Raw genomic sequence first — 19,057 nt, 5'->3', positions numbered from 1 at the left:
TGCATAAACGTGCAGCGAAACGTATAGTCATGCCATCGATGAGGAGGGTTCCATGGCGGTACGTGCGGCAGTGGCCGGAGCGAGTGGATACGCGGGTGGCGAACTCCTGCGTCTGCTCCTGGCCCACCCCGGGGTCGAGATCGGCGCCCTGACCGGCAACTCCAACGCCGGTCAGAAACTCGGCGCGCTCCAACCGCATCTGCTGCCGCTGGCCGACCGGGTCCTGCAGGAAACCACCCCCGAAGTCCTCGCCGGACACGAGGTCGTCTTCCTCGCCCTGCCGCACGGCCAGTCCGCCGCTGTCGCCGAGCGGCTCGGCCCGGACGTCCTCGTCGTCGACATGGGTGCCGACTTCCGGCTGAAGGACGCGGCCGACTGGGAGAAGTTCTACGGCTCCGCGCACGCCGGCACCTGGCCCTACGGCCTTCCCGAACTGCCGGGCGCCCGCGCCGCGTTGGAGGGGTCCAAGCGCATCGCGGTGCCCGGTTGCTATCCGACGGCCGCCTCCCTCGCGCTCTTCCCGGCGTACGCCGCGGGCCTCGCCGAGAACGAGGCCGTGATCGTCGCCGCCTCCGGTACCTCGGGTGCCGGCAAGGCGCCCAAACCTCACCTCCTGGGCTCCGAGGTCATGGGCTCCATGTCGCCGTACGGCGTGGGCGGCGGCCACCGGCACACCCCCGAGATCATCCAGAATCTGGGTGGTGCGGCCGGCGAGACCGTCACCGTCTCCTTCACGCCCACCCTCGCGCCGATGCCCCGCGGCATCCTCGCCACCTGCAGCGCCAAGGCGAAGCCGGGGGTCACCGCGGAGTCGGTCCGCGCCGCCTACGAGAAGGCCTTCGCCGACGAGCCCTTCGTGTACCTCCTCCCCGAGGGGCAGTGGCCCGCGACGGCGTCCGTCTACGGTTCCAACGCCGTTCAGGTGCAGGTCGCGTACGACGAGGCCGCGGGCCGCATCATCGCGATCAGCGCAATCGACAACCTGACCAAGGGCACCGCGGGCGGTGCCGTCCAGAGCATGAACCTCGCCCTCGGACTCGACGAGACCACCGGGCTTTCTACGATCGGAGTCGCGCCGTGAGTGTGACGGCAGCACAGGGATTCACGGCCGCGGGCATCGCCGCCGGAATCAAGGAGAACGGCAACCCGGACCTGGCCCTCGTGGTCAACAACGGGCCCCGCCTCGCCGCCGCGGGCGTCTTCACCTCCAATCGTGTCAAGGCCGCGCCGGTGCTGTGGTCGGAGCAGGTGCTGAAGGGCGGCAAGGTCTCCGCCGTGATCCTCAACTCCGGCGGCGCCAACGCCTGTACCGGGCCGAAGGGCTTCCAGGACACGCACGCCACCGCCGAGAAGGTCGCCGACACCCTCGGGCTGAACGCGGCCGAGGTCGCCGTCGCCTCCACCGGGCTCATCGGGCTGCTGCTGCCAATGGACAAGCTGCTCCCGGGAGTCGAGACCGCCGCCGGTCAACTCTCCGAGCACGGCGGCGAGAAGGCCGCCATCGCCATCAAGACCACCGACTCCGTCCACAAGACCGCCGTCGTGACCAAGGGCGGCAAGGACGGCAAGGCCGGCTGGACCGTCGGCGGCATGGCCAAGGGCGCCGGCATGCTCGCCCCCGGCCTCGCCACCATGCTCGTCGTCCTCACCACCGACGCCGCCGTCGAAAGTGACGTACTGGACAAGGCACTTCGGGCCGCCACCCGCACCACCTTCGACCGGGTCGACTCCGACGGCTGCATGTCCACCAACGACACCGTGCTGCTGCTCGCCTCCGGTGCCTCCCAAGTCACCCCGGAATACGCCGAGTTCGCCGAGGCCGTCCGGGCCGTCTGCGACGACCTCGGGCAGCAGCTGATCCGGGACGCCGAGGGCGCCAGCAAGGACATCAAGGTCGAGGTGGTCAACGCCGCGAGCGAGGACGAGGCCGTCGAGGTGGGCCGTTCCATCGCCCGCAACAACCTCCTCAAGTGCGCGATCCACGGCGAAGACCCCAACTGGGGACGGGTGTTGTCCGCGATCGGCACGACCAGGGCCGCCTTCGAGCCGGACCAGCTCAACGTCGCCATCAACGGCGTCTGGGTCTGCAAGAACGGCGGCGTCGGCGAGGACCGCGACAAGGTCGACATGCGCTACCGCGAGGTGCACATCGTCGCCGACCTGGCCGCCGGCTCCGAGACCGCGACGATCTGGACCAACGACCTCACCGCCGACTACGTCCACGAGAACAGCGCGTACTCCTCATGAGCACTACTCGCAAACACACCGCGCTGCCCAAGGCGCAGATCCTCATCGAGGCGCTGCCCTGGCTGACCCGGCACAACGGCAAGACCGTCGTCATCAAGTTCGGCGGCAACGCGATGATCGACGAGGACCTGAAGGCCGCGTTCGCCCAGGACGTCGTGTTCCTGCACCACGCGGGCCTCAAGCCCGTCGTCGTGCACGGCGGCGGCCCGCAGATCAGCGCCGCCCTCGACCGGCACGGCATCGTCAGCGAGTTCAAGGCCGGCCTGCGCGTCACCACCGAGGACGCCATGGACGTCGTACGGATGGTCCTCGCCGGACAGGTCCAGCGCGAACTGGTCGGGCTGCTCAACCAACACGGGCCGCTGGCCATCGGGTTGACCGGCGAGGACGCGCACACCATTACCGCCGCCAAGCACCGGCCCGAGATCGACGGGGAGTTGGTCGACATCGGGCGGGTGGGCGAGATCACCGCGATCGACACCGGCGCGATCGAGGCACTGCTCGCGGACGGCCGTATCCCGGTCGTCTCGTCGATCGCCAGGAGCGAGGACGACGGACATGTCTACAACGTCAATGCTGATACGGCGGCTGCGGCACTCGCTGCTGCGCTGGGCGCCGAGACCCTCATGGTCCTCACGGACGTCGAGGGTCTCTACGAGGACTGGCCCAACAGCGACGAGGTGATCAGCCGCCTCACCGCCTCCCAACTGGAGAAGCTGCTCCCGGAGTTGAGCTCCGGGATGGTGCCGAAGATGGAGGGCTGCCTGCACGCCGTCCGCAACGGCGTCACCACCGCCCGGGTGATCGACGGCCGGGTCCAGCACTCGATCCTGCTGGAGATCTTCACCGACGAGGGCATCGGCACGATGGTCGTGCCCGACCAGAAGCCCGACGACGACCAGGGGGAGTCGTGAACAACCAGGAACTGACCGCCCGTTGGCAGGGCGCGCTGATGAACAACTACGGCACCCCGAAGCTCCCCCTCGTCCGCGGAGCGGGCGCCAGGCTCTGGGACGCCGAGGGCAACGAGTACACCGACTTCGTCGGCGGTATCGCGGTCAACGCGCTCGGCCACGCCCACCCGGCGATCGTCGAGGCCGTGAGCAAGCAGATCGCCGAACTCGGCCATGTCTCCAACCTGTTCATCGCCGAACCGCCCGTCGCCCTCGCCGAACGGCTGCTGGAGCGCTTCGGCCGCGACGGCAAGGTCTTCTTCTGCAACTCCGGCGCCGAGGCCAACGAAGGCGCCTTCAAGATCGGCCGGTTGACGGGCCGTCAGCACATGGTCGCCACCCAAGGCGGCTTCCACGGCCGGACGATGGGCTCCCTCGCCCTCACCGGCCAGCCCGCCAAGCAGGAGCCGTTCCTGCCGCTGCCCGGCGAGGTCACCCACGTCCCGTACGGCGACGCGCAGGCCCTCGCGGCCGCCGTCACCGACGAGACCGCGCTCGTCATCATCGAGCCGATCCAGGGCGAGAACGGGGTGGTCGTACCGCCCGCCGGGTACTTGAAGGCGGCCCGCGCGATCACCGCCGCCCACGGCGCGCTGCTCGTCCTCGACGAGGTGCAGACCGGAGTCGGCCGTACCGGGCACTGGTTCGAGTACCAGGCCCACGAGGGTGTCCTGCCCGATGTCGTGACCCTCGCGAAGGGGCTCGGCGGCGGGCTGCCGCTCGGCGCCACCGTCGCCTTCGGGCGCGCCGCCGACCTGCTTCAGCCGGGCCAGCACGGCACGACGTTCGGCGGCAACCCGGTCGCCTGCGCCGCCGGTCTCGCCGTACTCGACACCATCGAGGCCGAGGGCCTGCTCGACAACGTGAAGCGGCAGAGCGAGAGGATCCGCGACGGAATCGAGGGCGCCGACGGCAGTTCTCGTCACCCGTTGATCGATTATGTCCGGGGTGCGGGCCTCCTCCTGGGTATCGTGCTCACCAAGCCGCTCGCGCCCCAGGTGCAACAGGCGGCTCAGGACGCCGGTTTCCTGGTCAACGCGCCCGCCCCCGATGTCGTACGGCTGATGCCACCGCTGAACCTCGGCGACGACGAGACGGACGCGTTCCTCCGGGCACTGCCCGGTGTCCTGGACGTGGCCAAGGGGGACGGATGATCCGGAGAATGAGTCGACGATGAGTCAGGCGCAGGAGCACGAGCACCCCGCGGGGCCGGCCGTGCCGCAGACCCGCACCGCCCGCCACCGCCGGATCGTGGACATCCTCAACCGGCAACCGGTGCGCTCCCAGAGCCAGTTGGCGAAGCTGCTGTCCGACGACGGGCTGAGCGTCACCCAGGCGACGCTCTCCCGGGACCTGGACGAGCTGAACGCGGTGAAGATCCGCAACAACGACGGCGACCTCATCTACGCGGTACCGAGCGAGGGCGGATTCCGCACCCCGCGCGTACCGCTGGGGGAGTCGGCGAAGGAGGAGCGGATGCGGCGGCTCTCGTCCGAACTGCTGATCTCCGCGGAGGCCTCCGCCAACCTCGTGGTCCTGCGCACCCCGCCGGGCGCCGCCCAGTTCCTCGCCTCGGCGATCGACCAGGCCGAACTGCAGGACATCCTCGGCACCATCGCGGGCGACGACACGCTCCTGCTGATCAGCCGGGACCCGCTCGGCGGGCAGGCCCTCGCGGACCATCTGCTGCGGCTGGCACAGAACGACCACTGACGTACCCGTACGACCGACGAGCCACGAGTCGGGGGCGCACCGGAACTCTCCGGTGCGCCCCCGACTCGCATGGGGGATCCCTACCCGAGGCGGGCCGCCAGCCCGTCCGTGCAGCGCACTTCGTCACCTGCCGTGATGAGCAGCGCTTCCACGTCCGGGAGCGATTCCAGCCAGGCCAGGCCCTCCCGCGAGCCCATCGCGAACGCGGCCGTGGCCCAGCAGTCGGCCCAGGTCAGCCGGGGGGCGACCACGGTGACGGCGACCAGGTCGGTCACCGCGGACCTGCCGGTGGACGGGTCCACGATGTGCGCCCCGCGCTCCGCCGTACCGGAGGTGGCGACCGCCAGTTCGTCGGCGCCCGCCGCGGAGATCACGGCCGCGAGACCGCCTGGGCGGAGGGGATCTGAGACGCCGACGCGCCAGGGCCGGTGCGCTCCCGGGGTGCCGAACATCTGGACGTCGCCGCCGCCGTTCACGCTGACCCCGCTCACCCCGGCCGCCGTCGCGATCAGCTCGGCCGCGCGCTCGGCCGCCCAGCCCTTCACGATGCCGGTCGGGTCGAGGCGGCCCTCGTACTTCGTGCTGAACCAGCCGGAACTGACCCGCTCCGCCTCGGCGCCCAGCTCCAGCACCTCGGCGACCTCGGCGTCGCACTGCGCCACCGTCAGCTCGCCGCGGGCCAGCCGTGACACCTGGCTGTCGTCGCGGTAGGTGCTGAACACCTCGTTCACCCGGTGCAGTTGGGCGACCGCCTGCTCCAGTGCCGCCCGGACGGCCTCGGGTTCCCCGCCGCGGATGTCGAAGGAGAACACCGTCCCCATGACCTCCTCGGCGTGCCGCAGCGCGGCGGGAGCCTCCGCGGGATCGGTCACCGTGTCAGACACCGGCCTTGTCCAGCGCCGACTGCAGGGACTTCTTGTAACCGCCGCTCGTGTACGTGGCACTCGACACCGAGTCGATGTTCGCGTTGCCGGCCGCGACGGCCTCCTGGTTGAGCTTGGGGATCGCCAGCGCCGTCTTCTGGTCGCTGGTCCCGCCGCTCGGGGCCTGCACCGCCTCGGCCTTGGTGATCTTGCCGTTCGCGACCGTGATCCGGACCTGGACGGGCCCGTACTGGGTCGTCGCGACATCGCCGATGACGGTCTTGGCCTGCGCGGCGGGCGCCGCGGCGGCCGAACTCTGCGACGGGGAAGCCGTGTTGGCGGCCTTCATCTTGTCGATGGCCGACTGCAGGGACTTCTTGTAGCCGCCGCTGGTGTACGTCGCCCCGGTCACGGAGGTGATGTCCGCGCTCTGCGTGGCGACCACCTCCTGGTTGAGCTTGGGGACGGACAGCGCGGTCTTCTGGTCGCTGGTGCCGCCGTGCGGCGCCTGAACGGCCTCGGCCTTGGTGATCTTCCCGTTGGCGACCGTCAGGCGCACCTGGACGACCCCGTACTCGGTCTGGGTGGCAGCGCCCGTGATGGTCGAGGTCCCGGCCGCCGCGGCACCGCCCTGGGGCGACTCCTGCGCGGCGGCGGCCCCCTGGGCCGCCGCTCCCTGCGCGGACGCCGAGGAGGAGTCGGTCGCCGGCTTCAGGGAGAGCAGCAGAACGATCCCGGACACGGTGGCGGCGCTCGCGAGCAGAACACGCCGGATGGGGTGGCTCTTCTTCATTGCTCCTGACTCCCGTCGCTCACATCTCGAACGACTCGTGATGGATACGGCGGGCGGGGACCCCCGCGCCGCGCAGTGCTTCGTAGACCGACTGCGCGAAGCCGGGCGGCCCGCACATGAAGACGTCGTGGTTGTCGATGTCGGGCAGCTTCCGCCGCAGGGAGTCCGCCGAGATGTCGGGGCGCTCCCCGTCGGGGCTGTTGACCGCGTACATCAGACGGGCGCCGCGCTCGTCGGCGATCTTCGCCAGCTCGTCCCACAGCGCCAGGTCCTGAGTGGTGTTGGCCCGGTAGAGCAGCGTGATGTCACCGGCCGCTCCCGGCAGCGTCTCGAACAGCGCCCGCATCGGTGTGATGCCGACACCGCCCGCGACCAGCAGCACCTTGCCTCGGGTGCGCCGCTGCGAGGTCAGCGCGCCGTACGGGCCCTCGGCCCACACCCTCATGCCGGGCCGCAGTTCGCGCAGCCGCGCACTGTGGTCGCCGATCGCCTTGACCGTGATCCGCAGCATGTTCGGGCGGGGCGCCGCCGACAGCGAGTACGGGTGCGAGCTGAACCGCATGCCCGGCGCCAGGAACCGCCACCGGAAGAACTGCCCGGCCTCCGCGCCCATCCGGTGCAGCTTCCGCCCGCCGATCAGCACGGACACGATGCCCGGCGTCTCCTCGATGACCGCCTCGACGTACATCCGGTGCCGCAGGTTGAGCCGGATCGGGGTGAGGATCCGGTACCAGACCACCAGCGCGGTGACCGTGCCGTACAGCCCGTACCAGACGGTCTTGGCGAGCGGCGTCAGCGCGAAGTCGTTGCCGGTGGTGATCTGGTGCCAGAAGGTCAGGAACACGGCCGCGTACGTCAGCAGGTGTACGTGGTACCAGGTGTCGTACGGCAGCCTGCGGCGGATGCCGCCGATCGACGAGAGGCCGATCAGCAGGAACAGGCCGGTGCCGATGGCGGCCTTGCCCATGTCGGGCAGCTGGTTCACCGAGTCGATGGTCTGCTGGACGATGTCGTTCAGCGTCTTGCCCGCCTGGAGGGCGTAGCCCCACATGATGAGGAAGACGTGCGCGAAGACCAGGCAGAGCGTGTACCGGCCGCTCATCGCGTGCCAGCGGGCGACCCGGTCGGAGCCGACCCGCCGCTCCAGAGCGGGCACGCGGGCCATCTGCAGTACGACGAGTGCCATCAGATAGCCGGCCAACAGGCCGGTGATACGGCCCGCGTTGAGGATCTTGCCGTTCTGGTCGGCGATGGACGGCGTGTTCTGCCACCACAGCCACAGCACTCCGGCGGCACCCGCCCAGACGGCGAGCAGCAGCAGGGTCGCTGGGGAGCGGCGCGGGCGGATGCGGCGCATCGTCTGTCGGCGGGCGGCACGTCCGCCTGCGAGCGTGGTGGTCACGGTTCCTCCGTGGACGGGGCACAAGGGGGTTGGCGTGGCCCCTTGGCCCTGAAGTACGTGCCGTGGAGGCTGTGCGTTCAGAGTCCCGCGGAGTCCAGTGCGGACTGGAGTGACTGGCGGTAACCGTCACTTGTGTAGGTGGCTCCCGACACCGTGTCGATGCTCGCGCTCTGCGCGGCCAGCGCCTCGCTCCTCAACTGGGGCAGGGCATTGGAGTTGATCTCCTGGTCGCGCGGATTGTCCGAAGGGTACTGGACCGCGGTGACATCGGTGATCTTGCCGTTCTTCACGGTGATCTTCACCTGGACCGGGCCCCAACGGGTCTGCACGGTGTCCCCGGTGACGGTCTTGGTGCCGGTGGTCGTCGAGCCACTGGACCCACTGGAGCCACTGGAGCTGCTCGAACCACCGGAACCGGCGGTGGCGGTGGAACTGCTGGACGGCGCCGGCGCGGGCGCCACCGCGATCTCGGGAGTCGTGTGCGGCTTCAGCGCCAGCAGCATCACCAGACCGGACGCGGTGACCGCGCTCGCCAGCACGATCCGGCGCAGCGGACGGTTCTTCTTCAACGGATGCACGACAGCCTCACAGCTCGAACGACTCGTGGTGGATACGACGGTCCGGCACACCGGCGGCGCGCAGCGCCCCGTACAGCTCCTGGGCGAAGGGGTGCGGACCGCAGATGTACACGTCGTGCCCGGCGAGATCGGGCACGGCCTCGCGCAGCGCCGCCGCACCGAGCACCGGCCGCTGCCCCTGCGGCCCGTTGAGCGCGTACAGCACCTTCGCCCCGCGCCACTGCGCGATGGCCTCCAACTCCCCGCCCAGCGCCAGGTCCTCGGCCGTACGCGCCCGGTACAGCAGCGTCACGTCTCCGGGCAGCGTCTCGAACAGGGCCCGCAGCGGGGTGATGCCGACGCCGGCGGCGATCAGCAGCGACTTGTGGGCGGTGCGCCGGTCGGCGGTCAGCGCCCCGTACGGGCCCTCCGCCCACACCCGGGCACCCGGCCGCAGCAGGGCCACGGCCGCGCTGTGGTCGCCGAGCGCCTTGACGGTGATCCGCAGCAGGTCCCGGCGGGGCGGCGCCGACAGCGAGTACGGCGTCGACGTCCAGCCCATGCCCTCGCCGAAGAACCGCCAGCGGAAGAACTGCCCGGCCTCGGCACCCATCTCGTCCACCCGGCGCCCCCGTACGACGACGGAGTACACACCCGGCGCCTCCCGGTGCACGGACTCGACCCGCAGCCGGTGCCGCAGGTTGAACCGCACCGGGGCGAGGACCCGGTACCAGACGACCAGCGCGGCGACACCCAGGTACAGCGCGTACCAGGCGGCCGTGGCCCCGGCGTGGCCGTTGAACTCGTTGCCCAGGCTCAGCTGGTGGAAGAAGGCGAGGAACACGGCGGCGTACGTCAGCAGGTGGACGTAGTACCAGAACTCGTAGCTGAGTCTGCGGCGCGCGGCGCGGGCCGAGGTGATGCCGACCGCGAAGAGGACGACCGCTCCGAAGGTCGCCTTCAGCATGTCCGGGTAGTCCAGGACGACGGTGACCGTCTCGTGCACGATCGAGGCGTGGTCCTGGGCGGCGTACCCGAACAGGATCAGCACGACGTGCGCGACCAGCAGGCAGATCGTGTAGCGGCCGGCCATCGCGTGCCAGCGCGCCACCCGGTCCGAGCCGATCCGCCGCTCCAGCAGCGGCACCCGCGCCATCAGACCGACGAGCACGGCACAGGCGTACCCGCACAACAGACCGGCGATCCGCCCGGCCCCGGTCAGCCAGCCCGCGGCCCCGACCACGGAGCCGGTGTCCGCCCACCAGAGGGCGACGGAGGCCGCGGCCCCGGCCCACAGCAGGGCGAGTACCGGGGCCGCCGGTGAACGCCGGGAGATCGGCGGCACGGGCGGCGCCTTTCGCTGCTCGTACACGGTGGTCATGTGTGTGTCCCTTCACGTGTCCTGCGTGCCACTGTGGGGGCCGAACCTCTGAGGGATCTCTGAGCGGGCTCCTTTCTCAGAGTTCTCAGAGGAAACTCAGAGGCCCTCACGGCGGCCGGGAACGCCGTGAGGGGAGATGCTGGTAAACGCGATGAACACGACCCGCTCCGGCCGACCGGCCCTCACCCGCCCCGACGGCACTCCTGTGCGCGTCCTGGTCGTCGACGACGACCCCGACCTGGCCGAAGTGCTCTCCGGAGCGCTGCGTTACGAGGGCTGGGAGGTCCGCACCGCCGGTGACGGAGCCTCTGCGGTCGACGGGGCGCGCGACCTGCTGCCGGACGCCGTCGTCCTCGACGTGATGCTCCCGGACACCGACGGTTTCGCCGTGCTGCGCTCCCTGCGCGAGGTGAAGCCCGACGTCTGTGTGCTTTTCCTCACCGCCCGGGACACGGTCGAGGACCGTATCGCCGGCATCACCGCGGGCGGCGACGACTACGTCACGAAACCCTTCAGCCTGGAGGAGGTCGTCGCCCGGCTGCGCGGACTGCTGCGCCGCGCCGGTATGGCCCGCCAGCAGGAGGAGGGCCCCAGGATCGTCGTCGGGGACCTGGTCATGGACGAGGAGGCCCGCGAGGTCAGCCGGGCGGGCGCGATCGTCGAACTGTCACCGACCGAGTTCGAACTGCTCCGCTTCCTCATGCGCAACCCGCGCCGCGTCCTCAGCAAGGCCCAGATCCTCGACCGCGTCTGGTCCTACGACTTCGGCGGCCAGGCCCATGTCGTCGAGCTGTACATCTCGTACCTGCGCAAGAAGGTGGACGCCGGCCGGGCGCCCATGATCCACACCGTGCGCGGGGCCGGGTACGTGCTCAAGCCGGTCCTGTGATGGGCGGGGCGCTGCGGGTCGGCGGACGGTGGCTGCGGAGACTGCCCTGGCCGCACACCCTGCGGGCGCGGCTGACGGCGGGCCTGGTGGTACTGCTCGCGGTCAGCTGCGCGGCCGTCGGGGTGGCCGCCGTCATCGAACTGGACGGCTTCCTCACCGGCCGCCTCGACCAGCAGCTGACCGAGGTCGGAACACAGTTCCCGGCCAGCCTGGAGCACAGGGGCCAGACGCTGACCGACCACGACGCCGACGACCGGGAACGCGGCGACACCCGCCGTCAGGCACCGCACACCTTCGGCGCCCGCCTGGTCGACGGCGTCGTCACCAACTCAGGGGTCGTACCCGCGGACAAGGACGGCACCACGACCGACCTGAAGGTCCCGCTGACCGCGCGGGACCGCAGGGAACTCGCCGCGGTCCCGGCCGGCGGCAGGGCCCGCACCGTCCGCCTCTCCTCCCTCGGCAAGTACCGCGTCCTCGCCGCGAAGGGCCGGGACGGCGACGTGATGATCACCGGGCTCCCGCTGGAGTCGGTGGAGGCCGCCGTCCACCGGCTGGAGGCCGTCGCCGCGATCGTCTTCGGCGCCGCCCTCCTGGCCACCGGCTTCGCGGGCGCGCTCTGGGTGCGCTGGTCGCTCCGGCCGCTAAGCCGGGTCGCCGCCACCGCCACCCGGGTCAGTGAACTGCCGCTGGCCAGCGGCGAGGTGGCGCTGCCGTCCCGGGCGCCCGAGTCGGACCCGCGCAGTGAGGTGGGCCAGGTCGCCGGCGCGTTCAACCGCATGCTCGGCCATGTCGAGGACGCGCTCACCCACCGGCACGCCAGCGAGGAACGACTGCGCAGCTTCGCCGCCGACGCCAGCCACGAGCTGCGCACCCCGGTCGCGTCGATCAGGGGCCACGCCGAACTGGCCCTCCTCCATCCGGACCCCGTCCCGCCCAAGGTGACCCGGGCGCTGGAACGCATCGGGGCCGAGTCGGCGCGCATGGGCGTGATAGTCGACGAGATGCTCCTCCTCGCCCGCCTCGACGCGGGCCGCCCCCTCGAACGCCGTCCCGTCGACCTGACCCGCCTGGTCCTCGACGCCGTCGCCGACGCGCGGGCCACCGGCCTCGACCACCGCTGGGCCCTGCAACTCCCCGAGGAACCGGTCACGGTCACCGGAGACGCCCACCGCCTCCAACAGGTGTTGGCCAACCTGTTGGCCAACGCGCGACTGCACACACCTGCCGGCACGAAGGTGACGGTGTCGGTGGAGACGAACGGTGAGTCGATCTACCTGGCGGTCCACGACGACGGCCCGGGCGTCCCGGCGGAGGTCCAGCCGGGAGTCTTCGAACGCTTCACGAGGGCGGACCGCCGCCGGACGGAAGGCAGGGGAGGGGGAGCGGGCCTGGGCCTGTCGATCGTGGCGGCGGTGACGGAGGCTCATGGCGGAAGCGTGGAACTGGAGAGCCGCCCGGGCTCAACGACGTTCACGGTGAAACTGCCGTCAAGCGGATCCACCTAAGGGGCGCGGGGCCGTGTCGATCTGCGGCTCCGCCGCGCGGGCGCGACCAGCCACTGACGGCCCGCACTCGCCATACAACCGACACCTGAACGGCGCTACGGCGAATCAGTACCGAGTGATCCCCGTAACCCCACTCACCGTCCCAATTGCAATGTGCGGCGCCTTCCTGGGATCAACCCACCCCAGAATCCTCCGCATCGCACTCACCGGCACAGACACACAACCGGCGGTAGCCCCACGCCCGTTGACATGCAAAAAGATGCCGGCCCCACGCCCCTTCACTGGCTTGGCGTAGTTGTACCCAATGACAACCCCGTACGCGTACTGAGTGGCATACGAGATCAACCGCTCGGACTCGGAGGCCCGACAGTCACTCGCGAGCGGCTCACTCCACCGGTTGTGGACGCGAGACCGAGTGTCCTCGCACCACCAAGAACTCCCGCTCACCCGCCGGTACTTGACCCGAGTCCCACTCGGCGCCGCGTTGATCCCGAAGGCATACGGCAGGTCGTACAGCCCGGTGGGAGTCGTGTAGGACCCCTGCTTACGAGCCCGCCCCTCGACCAGCCCCTTCACCCCGAACCGAGCGACGGCGGAACCGACCTTCACCCACTTCCCACCCCGCCGCCGCTCCCACCAACCCAGTGTCCCTGACGTGGAGTTGGCGCGCGGAGCCTGAGCGAGGATCAGCTGGCCGCCACCTCCGGTGTCCGTGAGCGACAAGGGCGACGGCTCCACCGCTCCCGCGGGTACCGCACCGAGCAGGAGAAGAAGGAAGGCGAGGGCAACGACACCGGGACGCATGCCTCAGACGCTAGAGCGCGCACCCGCTGACGGCACCTCAGATGGGCCGAACAGGCAACGCACCCCGCTCCGGACATCACCGTGGCCGCCCCGGCCGGCGTTCATCGGGGCGGCCACGGCTGCCTGTCACGTCACTTGGTGAGCGTGCAGGCGGCCAGGGAGTCCAGTCCGGTCGGCTTGGTGCCCTGGCGCCCGATGGCGATGGCGATGCGGTCGATGGTGGAGACGCGCTTGTCCTTCAGCGGGCCGAGGATGGCGTTCTGGACGAAGTTGGCGCCGCCCTGTCCGACGGTGTCGACGAGTCGCTTGTTGGCCTCGGCGATCTGCGTGTCGAGAAGGGTGAGGTTCCGGTCGACCTCGGCCTGCGCGGACGCCGGAACCGCCGGCAGCTGCGACTTCACGTCCGGGCAGGAAATGGTCCCGACCGCACTCGACCCGGCGGCGGTGTCGTCCGTCCCCCCGGCCGCCTGTGTGGCGGCAGCCGTCGCGCTCGGGGTGGCGGTCGCGGTGTTCGTCGCACCGGTCGAGCCCGTAGTGCCCGTGGAACCGGCCGAGTTCAGGGTGCACGCGGCGAGCGCGTCGAGGCCCGTCGGCTTGGTGCCCTTGCGTCCGATGGCGATGGCGATGCGGTCGATGGTCGAGACGCGCTTGTCCTTCAGCGGGCCGAGGATGGCGTTCTGGACGAAGTTGGCGCCGCCCTGTCCGACGGTGTCGACGAGTCGCTTGTTGGCCTCGGCGATCTGCGTGTCGAGAAGGGTGAGGTTCCGGTCGACCTCGGCCTGCGCGGACGCCGGAACCGCCGGCAGCTGCGACTTCACGTCGGGGCAGGTGATCGTTCCGGGGTCGGACAACGTGCGGGCGCTCTGCGTGGTGCTGCTCTTGTCCGGCGTCCCGGCAAGGGCGGTACCGGCGATGACGGCACCGGTGAGCGCCACGGCGGCGGCACCGCCGATGAACACGACGCGACGCTTGTTGTACTTGGGGAGAGCCCTGGACATGCGAATGCCTCACTCGGGTCAGGGGTGAACTGAAGGTGACTCGTGGGGGGAAACGCGGCGCCTGCGTTCGGCGAGAGGTACGGGAAAGCGGTTGCCGGTGTTCAAGTCTGTTCAAGGGTCTTTCAAATTGACGAATCATGCAGAGCTCTGCATAATCATGCATGCGAGACAATGCAGGGACACACCACGGCACGACGAACCCCGTCCACGGCCTTTGAGGAGCAGCGCAAGTGAGCAGCAACAGCGGTGACGTACGGCTCTGGGGCGGTCGTTTCGCCGACGGTCCCGCCGAGGCCCTGGCGAAGCTGTCCGCGTCCGTCCACTTCGACTGGCGGCTCGCGCCCTACGACATCGCCGGTTCCCGCGCCCACGCCCGCGTGCTGCACAAGGCGAACCTCCTCACGGACGACGAGCTGACCCGCATGCTCGCGGGCCTCGACCAGCTCGAAGCGGATGTCGCCGACGGCTCCTTCGTGGGCGCGATCGCCGACGAGGACGTCCACACGGCCCTGGAGCGCGGCCTGCTGACCATCCTCGGCCCCGACCTCGGCGGCAAGCTGCGGGCCGGCCGCTCCCGGAACGACCAGGTCGCGACGCTGTTCCGCATGTGCCTGCGCGACCACGCCCGTTCGATCGGCGGCCTGATCGCCGACCTCCAGGACGCGCTGGTCGCCCTCGCGGAGGCCCACCCGGACGTGGCGATGCCCGGCCGCACCCACCTCCAGCACGCCCAGCCGGTGCTGTTCGCCCACCACGTCCTGGCCCACGTCCAGTCCCTGTCCCGGGACGCGGAGCGGCTGCGTCAGTGGGACGAGCGCACGGCCGTCTCGCCGTACGGCTCGGGCGCACTGGCCGGCTCCTCCCTCGGCCTGGACCCGGAGGCGGTCGCGAAGGACCTCGGCTTCGAGCACGGCTCCGTCGCGAACTCGATCGACGGCACGGCCTCACGTGACTTCGTCGCGGAGTTCGCCTTCATCACCGCGATGATCGGGGTGAACCTCTCCCGGATCGCAGAGGAGGTCATCATCTGGAACACGAAGGAGTTCTCCTTCGTGACCCTGCACGACGCGTTCTCCACGGGCTCGTCGATCATGCCGCAGAAGAAGAACCCGGACATCGCGGAGCTGGCGCGCGGCAAGTCGGGCCGTCTGATCGGCAACCTGACCGGCCTCATGGCCACGCTCAAGGCGCTCCCCCTCGCCTACAACCGGGACCTCCAGGAGGACAAGGAGCCGGTCTTCGACTCCATCGACCAACTGGAGATCCTGCTCCCGGCGTTCACCGGCATGATGGCCACCCTGACGATCCACCGCGACCGCATGGAGGAACTGGCCCCGGCCGGCTTCTCCCTCGCCACCGACATCGCCGAGTGGCTGGTCAAGCAGGGCGTCCCGTTCCGCGTCGCCCACGAGGTCGCCGGCGAGTGCGTCAAGGTCGCGGAGTCCGAGGGCATCGAGCTCGACGGCCTCACCGACGAACAGTTCGCGAAGATCTCCGCCCACCTGACCCCCGAGGTCCGGACGGTCCTGAACGTGCCGGGCGCCCTGGCCTCCCGCAACGGGCGCGGCGGTACGGCGCCCAGCGCGGTGGCGATCCAACTGGCAGAGGTGAAGCGGGATCTGACGGCCCAGCATGAGTGGGCGACGGCCAAGAACAAGCGGTAGGAGCACGCTTTCAGGGGCGCGGGGAACTTCGCGACCAGCCCCGACGCACCCGCACCCGCCAGACAACCGCACAATCCGAATCCCGGGGCGAAGGGCATCCCGAGTTACGTTGTCGGTATGCCCTTCGCCCGACTCAGCACCGCCACCACCCCCACGTCCCACCTCGGACTAGGCCTCGCCGCAGTGGGCCGCCCCGGTTACATCAACCTCGGCCGAGAAGCAGACCTCGGAGAGAACCGCACCGTAGAAACCCTCCGGGCCCGCACCCACGAACTCCTCGACGCCGCCTACGCGCAGGGCGTCCGCTACTTCGACGCGGCCCGCTCCTACGGCCGCTCGGAGGAGTTCCTGGCCGACTGGCTGACCACCCGCCCCGGCCTGGACGACATCGTGGTGGGCAGCAAATGGGGCTACACCTACACGGCCGACTGGACCACCGACGCCGAGAAGCACGAGGTCAAGGACCACAGCGTCCAGACGTACGAGCGCCAGCGCGCCGAGACCGCGAACCTCCTCGGCGACCGCCTGGACCTCTACCAGATCCACTCGGTGACCCCCGAGAGCCCGGCCCTCGCAGACAAGGAACTCCACGCGAAACTGGCCGAGTTGGCGGCGACGGGCGTGACCATCGGCTTCTCGACGAGCGGGCCGGCCCAGGCGGACGCCATCCGCGCCGCGCTCGCCGTGACGGTCGACGGCGAGCCCCTCTTCCGTACCGTCCAGTCGACGTACAACGCCCTGGAGACCTCAGCAGGCCCCGCCCTCGCCGAGGCCCACGACGCCGGACTCACGGTGATCGTGAAGGAGGGCATGGCCAACGGACGGCTGGCGGGGCCGTACGCGCCGGACGCCCTGAAGGCCGTCGCGGAAGAGACGTCCTTGGGCGCCGACGCGGTCGCCCTGGCGCTGATCCTGCGCGAGCCGTGGGCGGGGGTGGCTCTGTCCGGCGCGGCGACGGTCGGCCAGCTCGCCTCCAATCTGCACGCGGCGGTCGTGGACCTGGACGACGACCAGCTCGCCCGCCTCGCCGCGCTCGCCGAGGACCCGCGCACGTACTGGGCGAAGCGCGGGCAGCTGCCCTGGCACTGAACTGAGAGGTTCCGACGATCGACCGCTCCTGAGGCAGCCATGCCCGTGGTGAGACATAGATGTCTCACGTGGGTTATGGTTGTGTCATGGCTCTCGATCGCGACCACGTACTCCGCGCTGCCGCCGCCCTGCTGACCCGCAAGTCCACCGCGACGATGGACGAGGTCGCCAAGGCGGCCGGGATCAGCCGGGCCACGCTGCACCGCCAGTTCGCGGGGCGCGACGCGCTCGTACGGGCGTTGGAGGCGCTGGGTATCGCCGAGTGCGAGACCGCCCTGGACGCGGCGCGGCTGGACGACGGCCGTGCCGAGGACGCCGTACGGCGACTCGTCCGCGAGGCCGAACCGGCCGCCGGTCTGCTCGCCTTCCTCTACACGGAGAACCAGCTGTTCGAGGGCGAGGAGCAGCACTCCGGCTGGGCCAGGATCGACGACCGCATCACCGCCCTGTTCCGACGCGGTCAGCAGAGCGGTGAGTTCCGCATCGATCTCACGCCCGCCTGGCTCACCGAGGCGCTGTTCGGCCTGCTGGCCTCCGGTGTGTGGCTGGTGCAGAGCGGCAAGGGCGCCCCCAAGGACTTCACGCACATGACCGTCGAGCTGTTGCTCGGCGGCGCACTGCGCAGAGACGAAACACGAAGAGAAGAAACACGGAGAGAGGAATCATGACCAGCACCCTGCAGCCGGCGGCTGTGACGGAGACGGAGAAGCGCCCGGGCCGTTGGCTCGCGCTCTCCGTCCTCGTGCTCGCCGTGCTGCTGGTGGCCGTGGACGCGACCGTCCTCGGCCTCGCGACCCCATACATCAGCGAGGACTTGAAGCCGTCCGGCACTCAACTCCTCTGGATCGGCGACGTCTACTCCTTCGTCATCGCGGGCCTGCTCGTGTCGATGGGCAGCCTCGGTGACCGAATAGGCCGCAAGCGCATCCTGCTCGTCGGAGCCACCGCCTTCGGCGCGATCTCGGTCCTCAACGCCTATGCCACGACACCGGAGTTGATGATCCTGGCCCGGGCGCTCCTCGGCGTCGCGGGCGCGACCCTGATGCCCGCCACCCTCGCCCTGATCCGCAACCTCTTCCACGACCCGCGCGAACGCAGCCTCGCGGTCGGCGTCTGGGGGGCAACGGCCTCCGCCGGTACGGCAGTCGGTCCCGTCGCGGGCGGCTTCCTGCTGGAACACTTCTGGTGGGGCTCGGTGTTCCTCATCAACCTGCCCGTGATGGCGGTTCTCGTCCTGGTCGGCATCAAGATGCTCCCCGAGTCGAAGAACCCCAACCCCGGGCCCTGGGACATGATCAGCGTCGCGCTGTCCCTGGTGGGTGTGATCGGCGTGGTCTACGCGGTCAAGGAGGCCGCGACCCATGGCTTCGAGCTGCCCGCACTCGCGGTGGGCGCGCTGGGCGCGGCGGCCCTGTACTGGTTCGTCCGCCGCCAACTCACCCTTCCCGCACCGCTGTTGGACATGCGCCTGTTCCGCAACCGCGGCTTCAGCGCGGCCGTGCTGGCCGACCTGCTGACCATTCTCGGCCTGTCCGGGCTGGTGTTCTTCCTCTCCCAGTACCTGCAACTGGTCCAGGGCAGAGGCCCGTTCGAGGCGGGGCTGGCCGAAATCCCCGCCGCGGCAGGCGCGGTGGCGGCCGGTCTGATCGCCGGCCGTACGGCCCGCCGCTTCTCGGTCCGCGCGGTGGTCGCGGGCGGCCTGGCGGCGGTTGGCCTGGCGCTCGCCGTACTGACGACCCTCGGCCAGTCCACCGGCTACCCACTCCTCGGCGCCGCACTGCTGGTGGTCGGCGTCGGCGCGGGCTTCTCCTTCACGGTGACGGCCGACGTCATCCTCTCCTCCGTACCGAAGGAACAGGCAGGCGCGGCATCGGCGGTCTCGGAAACGGCCTACGAACTCGGCGCGGCCCTCGGCATCGCCGTACTCGGCTCGATCGTGACGGGCGTCTACCGTGGCTTCGCGTCTCCGGCGGGCACACCGAGCGGAGCACACGAGTCACTGGGCGGCGCGGTGGAGGCGGCCGGCAACATGCCGACACAGGCGGCCCAGGAAATGCTGACGTCGGCCAGAGAGGCCTTCGTGAGCGGCCTCAGTGTGGCATCGGGCGTAGGCGCGGCGGTCCTGCTCGCCACAGCGGCGGCGGCTTGGTTCCTCCTGCGAGGCCAACGCCTTTAGGGGCGCGGGGCTGTATCGAT

The 19,057-nt window shown here is 70.4% G+C and carries 18 protein-coding genes; 11 read left to right on the top strand and 7 right to left on the bottom strand.

What is annotated here, in order from left to right:
- Positions 1-52: 52 nt before the first annotated feature.
- Genes argC through AB0I51_RS06635 form a run of 5 tightly spaced genes read left to right on the top strand, consistent with a single transcriptional unit; the run spans position 53 to position 4,913 of the window.
- A complete protein-coding gene (gene argC / locus AB0I51_RS06655) occupies positions 53-1,081 on the top strand; it encodes an N-acetyl-gamma-glutamyl-phosphate reductase (RefSeq protein ID WP_362972112.1) in 1,029 nt (342 codons plus the stop codon).
- Positions 1,078-2,247, top strand: coding sequence for a bifunctional glutamate N-acetyltransferase/amino-acid acetyltransferase ArgJ (gene argJ, locus AB0I51_RS06650; protein ID WP_362972110.1), 1,170 nt, complete (start codon positions 1,078-1,080; stop codon positions 2,245-2,247). Before argC ends, argJ begins: the two co-directional genes overlap by 4 nt.
- The gene (gene argB / locus AB0I51_RS06645; protein WP_362972108.1) at positions 2,244-3,161 is read left to right on the top strand and encodes an acetylglutamate kinase; all 918 of its coding nucleotides are present in this window, start codon (positions 2,244-2,246) and stop codon (positions 3,159-3,161) included. Before argJ ends, argB begins: the two co-directional genes overlap by 4 nt.
- Positions 3,158-4,354, top strand: a complete 1,197-nt coding sequence (locus tag AB0I51_RS06640) for an acetylornithine transaminase (RefSeq protein WP_362972106.1) — start codon at positions 3,158-3,160, stop codon at positions 4,352-4,354. Before argB ends, AB0I51_RS06640 begins: the two co-directional genes overlap by 4 nt.
- 19 nt (positions 4,355-4,373) lie before the next feature.
- A complete protein-coding gene (locus AB0I51_RS06635; protein ID WP_362972104.1) occupies positions 4,374-4,913 on the top strand; it encodes an arginine repressor in 540 nt (179 codons plus the stop codon).
- A gap of 80 nt (positions 4,914-4,993) precedes the next feature.
- Here the strand turns inward: AB0I51_RS06635 and AB0I51_RS06630 are convergent, their stop codons facing one another.
- The 5 genes from AB0I51_RS06630 to AB0I51_RS06610 form a co-directional block, all read right to left on the bottom strand.
- On the bottom strand, positions 4,994-5,797 hold the full coding sequence (locus tag AB0I51_RS06630) for an FAD:protein FMN transferase (protein WP_362972102.1): 804 nt from the start codon (positions 5,795-5,797) through the stop codon (positions 4,994-4,996).
- Entirely contained in the window at positions 5,790-6,569 is a 780-nt protein-coding gene (locus tag AB0I51_RS06625) for an FMN-binding protein (protein WP_362972100.1), read from the bottom strand. The genes AB0I51_RS06630 and AB0I51_RS06625 overlap by 8 nt, the downstream gene beginning before the upstream one ends.
- 19 nt (positions 6,570-6,588) lie before the next feature.
- On the bottom strand, positions 6,589-7,971 hold the full coding sequence (locus tag AB0I51_RS06620; RefSeq protein WP_362972098.1) for a ferredoxin reductase family protein: 1,383 nt from the start codon (positions 7,969-7,971) through the stop codon (positions 6,589-6,591).
- A 77-nt stretch (positions 7,972-8,048) separates the two neighbouring features.
- Positions 8,049-8,549, bottom strand: a complete 501-nt coding sequence (locus AB0I51_RS06615) for an FMN-binding protein (RefSeq protein ID WP_362972096.1) — start codon at positions 8,547-8,549, stop codon at positions 8,049-8,051.
- Between the two features lie 7 nt (positions 8,550-8,556).
- The gene (locus AB0I51_RS06610; RefSeq protein WP_362972094.1) at positions 8,557-9,909 is read right to left on the bottom strand and encodes a ferredoxin reductase family protein; all 1,353 of its coding nucleotides are present in this window, start codon (positions 9,907-9,909) and stop codon (positions 8,557-8,559) included.
- 151 nt (positions 9,910-10,060) lie between these two features.
- Here AB0I51_RS06610 and AB0I51_RS06605 point away from each other — a divergent pair, with 151 nt between their 5' ends.
- Complete coding sequence (locus tag AB0I51_RS06605) at positions 10,061-10,798, top strand: response regulator transcription factor (protein WP_362972092.1); 738 nt, start codon at positions 10,061-10,063, stop codon at positions 10,796-10,798.
- The gene (locus AB0I51_RS06600; RefSeq protein ID WP_362972091.1) at positions 10,798-12,306 is read left to right on the top strand and encodes a HAMP domain-containing sensor histidine kinase; all 1,509 of its coding nucleotides are present in this window, start codon (positions 10,798-10,800) and stop codon (positions 12,304-12,306) included. The genes AB0I51_RS06605 and AB0I51_RS06600 overlap by 1 nt, the downstream gene beginning before the upstream one ends.
- A 105-nt stretch (positions 12,307-12,411) precedes the next feature.
- On the opposite strand, the gene AB0I51_RS06595 is transcribed toward AB0I51_RS06600, so the two are convergent.
- Both AB0I51_RS06595 and AB0I51_RS06590 read right to left on the bottom strand, forming a co-directional pair.
- Positions 12,412-13,110, bottom strand: coding sequence for a L,D-transpeptidase family protein (locus AB0I51_RS06595; RefSeq protein ID WP_362972089.1), 699 nt, complete (start codon positions 13,108-13,110; stop codon positions 12,412-12,414).
- A 131-nt stretch (positions 13,111-13,241) separates the two neighbouring features.
- Positions 13,242-14,108 carry a hypothetical protein gene (locus AB0I51_RS06590; protein WP_362972087.1) on the bottom strand — a complete coding sequence of 289 codons (867 nt, stop codon included), beginning with the start codon at positions 14,106-14,108 and terminating at the stop codon, positions 13,242-13,244.
- 230 nt (positions 14,109-14,338) lie between these two features.
- Between AB0I51_RS06590 and argH the strand changes: the two genes are divergently transcribed.
- The 4 genes from argH to AB0I51_RS06570 all read left to right on the top strand — a co-directional run bounded on the left by argH (position 14,339) and on the right by AB0I51_RS06570 (position 19,037).
- Complete coding sequence (argH, locus tag AB0I51_RS06585; protein WP_362972085.1) at positions 14,339-15,772, top strand: argininosuccinate lyase; 1,434 nt, start codon at positions 14,339-14,341, stop codon at positions 15,770-15,772.
- Between the two features lie 117 nt (positions 15,773-15,889).
- Positions 15,890-16,861, top strand: a complete 972-nt coding sequence (locus AB0I51_RS06580) for an aldo/keto reductase (RefSeq protein ID WP_362972083.1) — start codon at positions 15,890-15,892, stop codon at positions 16,859-16,861.
- An 86-nt stretch (positions 16,862-16,947) separates the two neighbouring features.
- Positions 16,948-17,529, top strand: coding sequence for a helix-turn-helix domain-containing protein (locus tag AB0I51_RS06575; protein ID WP_362972081.1), 582 nt, complete (start codon positions 16,948-16,950; stop codon positions 17,527-17,529).
- A complete protein-coding gene (locus AB0I51_RS06570) occupies positions 17,526-19,037 on the top strand; it encodes an MFS transporter (protein ID WP_362972079.1) in 1,512 nt (503 codons plus the stop codon). The genes AB0I51_RS06575 and AB0I51_RS06570 overlap by 4 nt, the downstream gene beginning before the upstream one ends.
- Positions 19,038-19,057 lie beyond the last annotated feature (20 nt).

The sequence above is a fragment of the Streptomyces sp. NPDC050549 genome (assembly GCF_040655035.1).
Classification (GTDB): domain Bacteria; phylum Actinomycetota; class Actinomycetes; order Streptomycetales; family Streptomycetaceae; genus Streptomyces.
Note: the sequence above shows the minus strand (reverse complement) of the source record. Positions and strands in the feature narration are given on the sequence as shown.

Coding starts and splice junctions, on each gene's coding strand:
- AB0I51_RS06600 (WP_362972091.1), top strand. CDS start 10,798: ATGGGCGGGGCGCTGCGGGTCGGCGGACGGTGGCTGCGGAGACTGCCC.
- AB0I51_RS06635 (WP_362972104.1), top strand. CDS start 4,374: ATGAGTCAGGCGCAGGAGCACGAGCACCCCGCGGGGCCGGCCGTGCCG.
- AB0I51_RS06595 (WP_362972089.1), bottom strand. CDS start 13,110: ATGCGTCCCGGTGTCGTTGCCCTCGCCTTCCTTCTTCTCCTGCTCGGT.
- AB0I51_RS06605 (WP_362972092.1), top strand. CDS start 10,061: ATGAACACGACCCGCTCCGGCCGACCGGCCCTCACCCGCCCCGACGGC.
- AB0I51_RS06575 (WP_362972081.1), top strand. CDS start 16,948: ATGGCTCTCGATCGCGACCACGTACTCCGCGCTGCCGCCGCCCTGCTG.
- AB0I51_RS06590 (WP_362972087.1), bottom strand. CDS start 14,108: ATGTCCAGGGCTCTCCCCAAGTACAACAAGCGTCGCGTCGTGTTCATC.
- AB0I51_RS06580 (WP_362972083.1), top strand. CDS start 15,890: ATGCCCTTCGCCCGACTCAGCACCGCCACCACCCCCACGTCCCACCTC.
- AB0I51_RS06610 (WP_362972094.1), bottom strand. CDS start 9,909: ATGACCACCGTGTACGAGCAGCGAAAGGCGCCGCCCGTGCCGCCGATC.
- argB (WP_362972108.1), top strand. CDS start 2,244: ATGAGCACTACTCGCAAACACACCGCGCTGCCCAAGGCGCAGATCCTC.
- AB0I51_RS06570 (WP_362972079.1), top strand. CDS start 17,526: ATGACCAGCACCCTGCAGCCGGCGGCTGTGACGGAGACGGAGAAGCGC.
- AB0I51_RS06625 (WP_362972100.1), bottom strand. CDS start 6,569: ATGAAGAAGAGCCACCCCATCCGGCGTGTTCTGCTCGCGAGCGCCGCC.
- argC (WP_362972112.1), top strand. CDS start 53: ATGGCGGTACGTGCGGCAGTGGCCGGAGCGAGTGGATACGCGGGTGGC.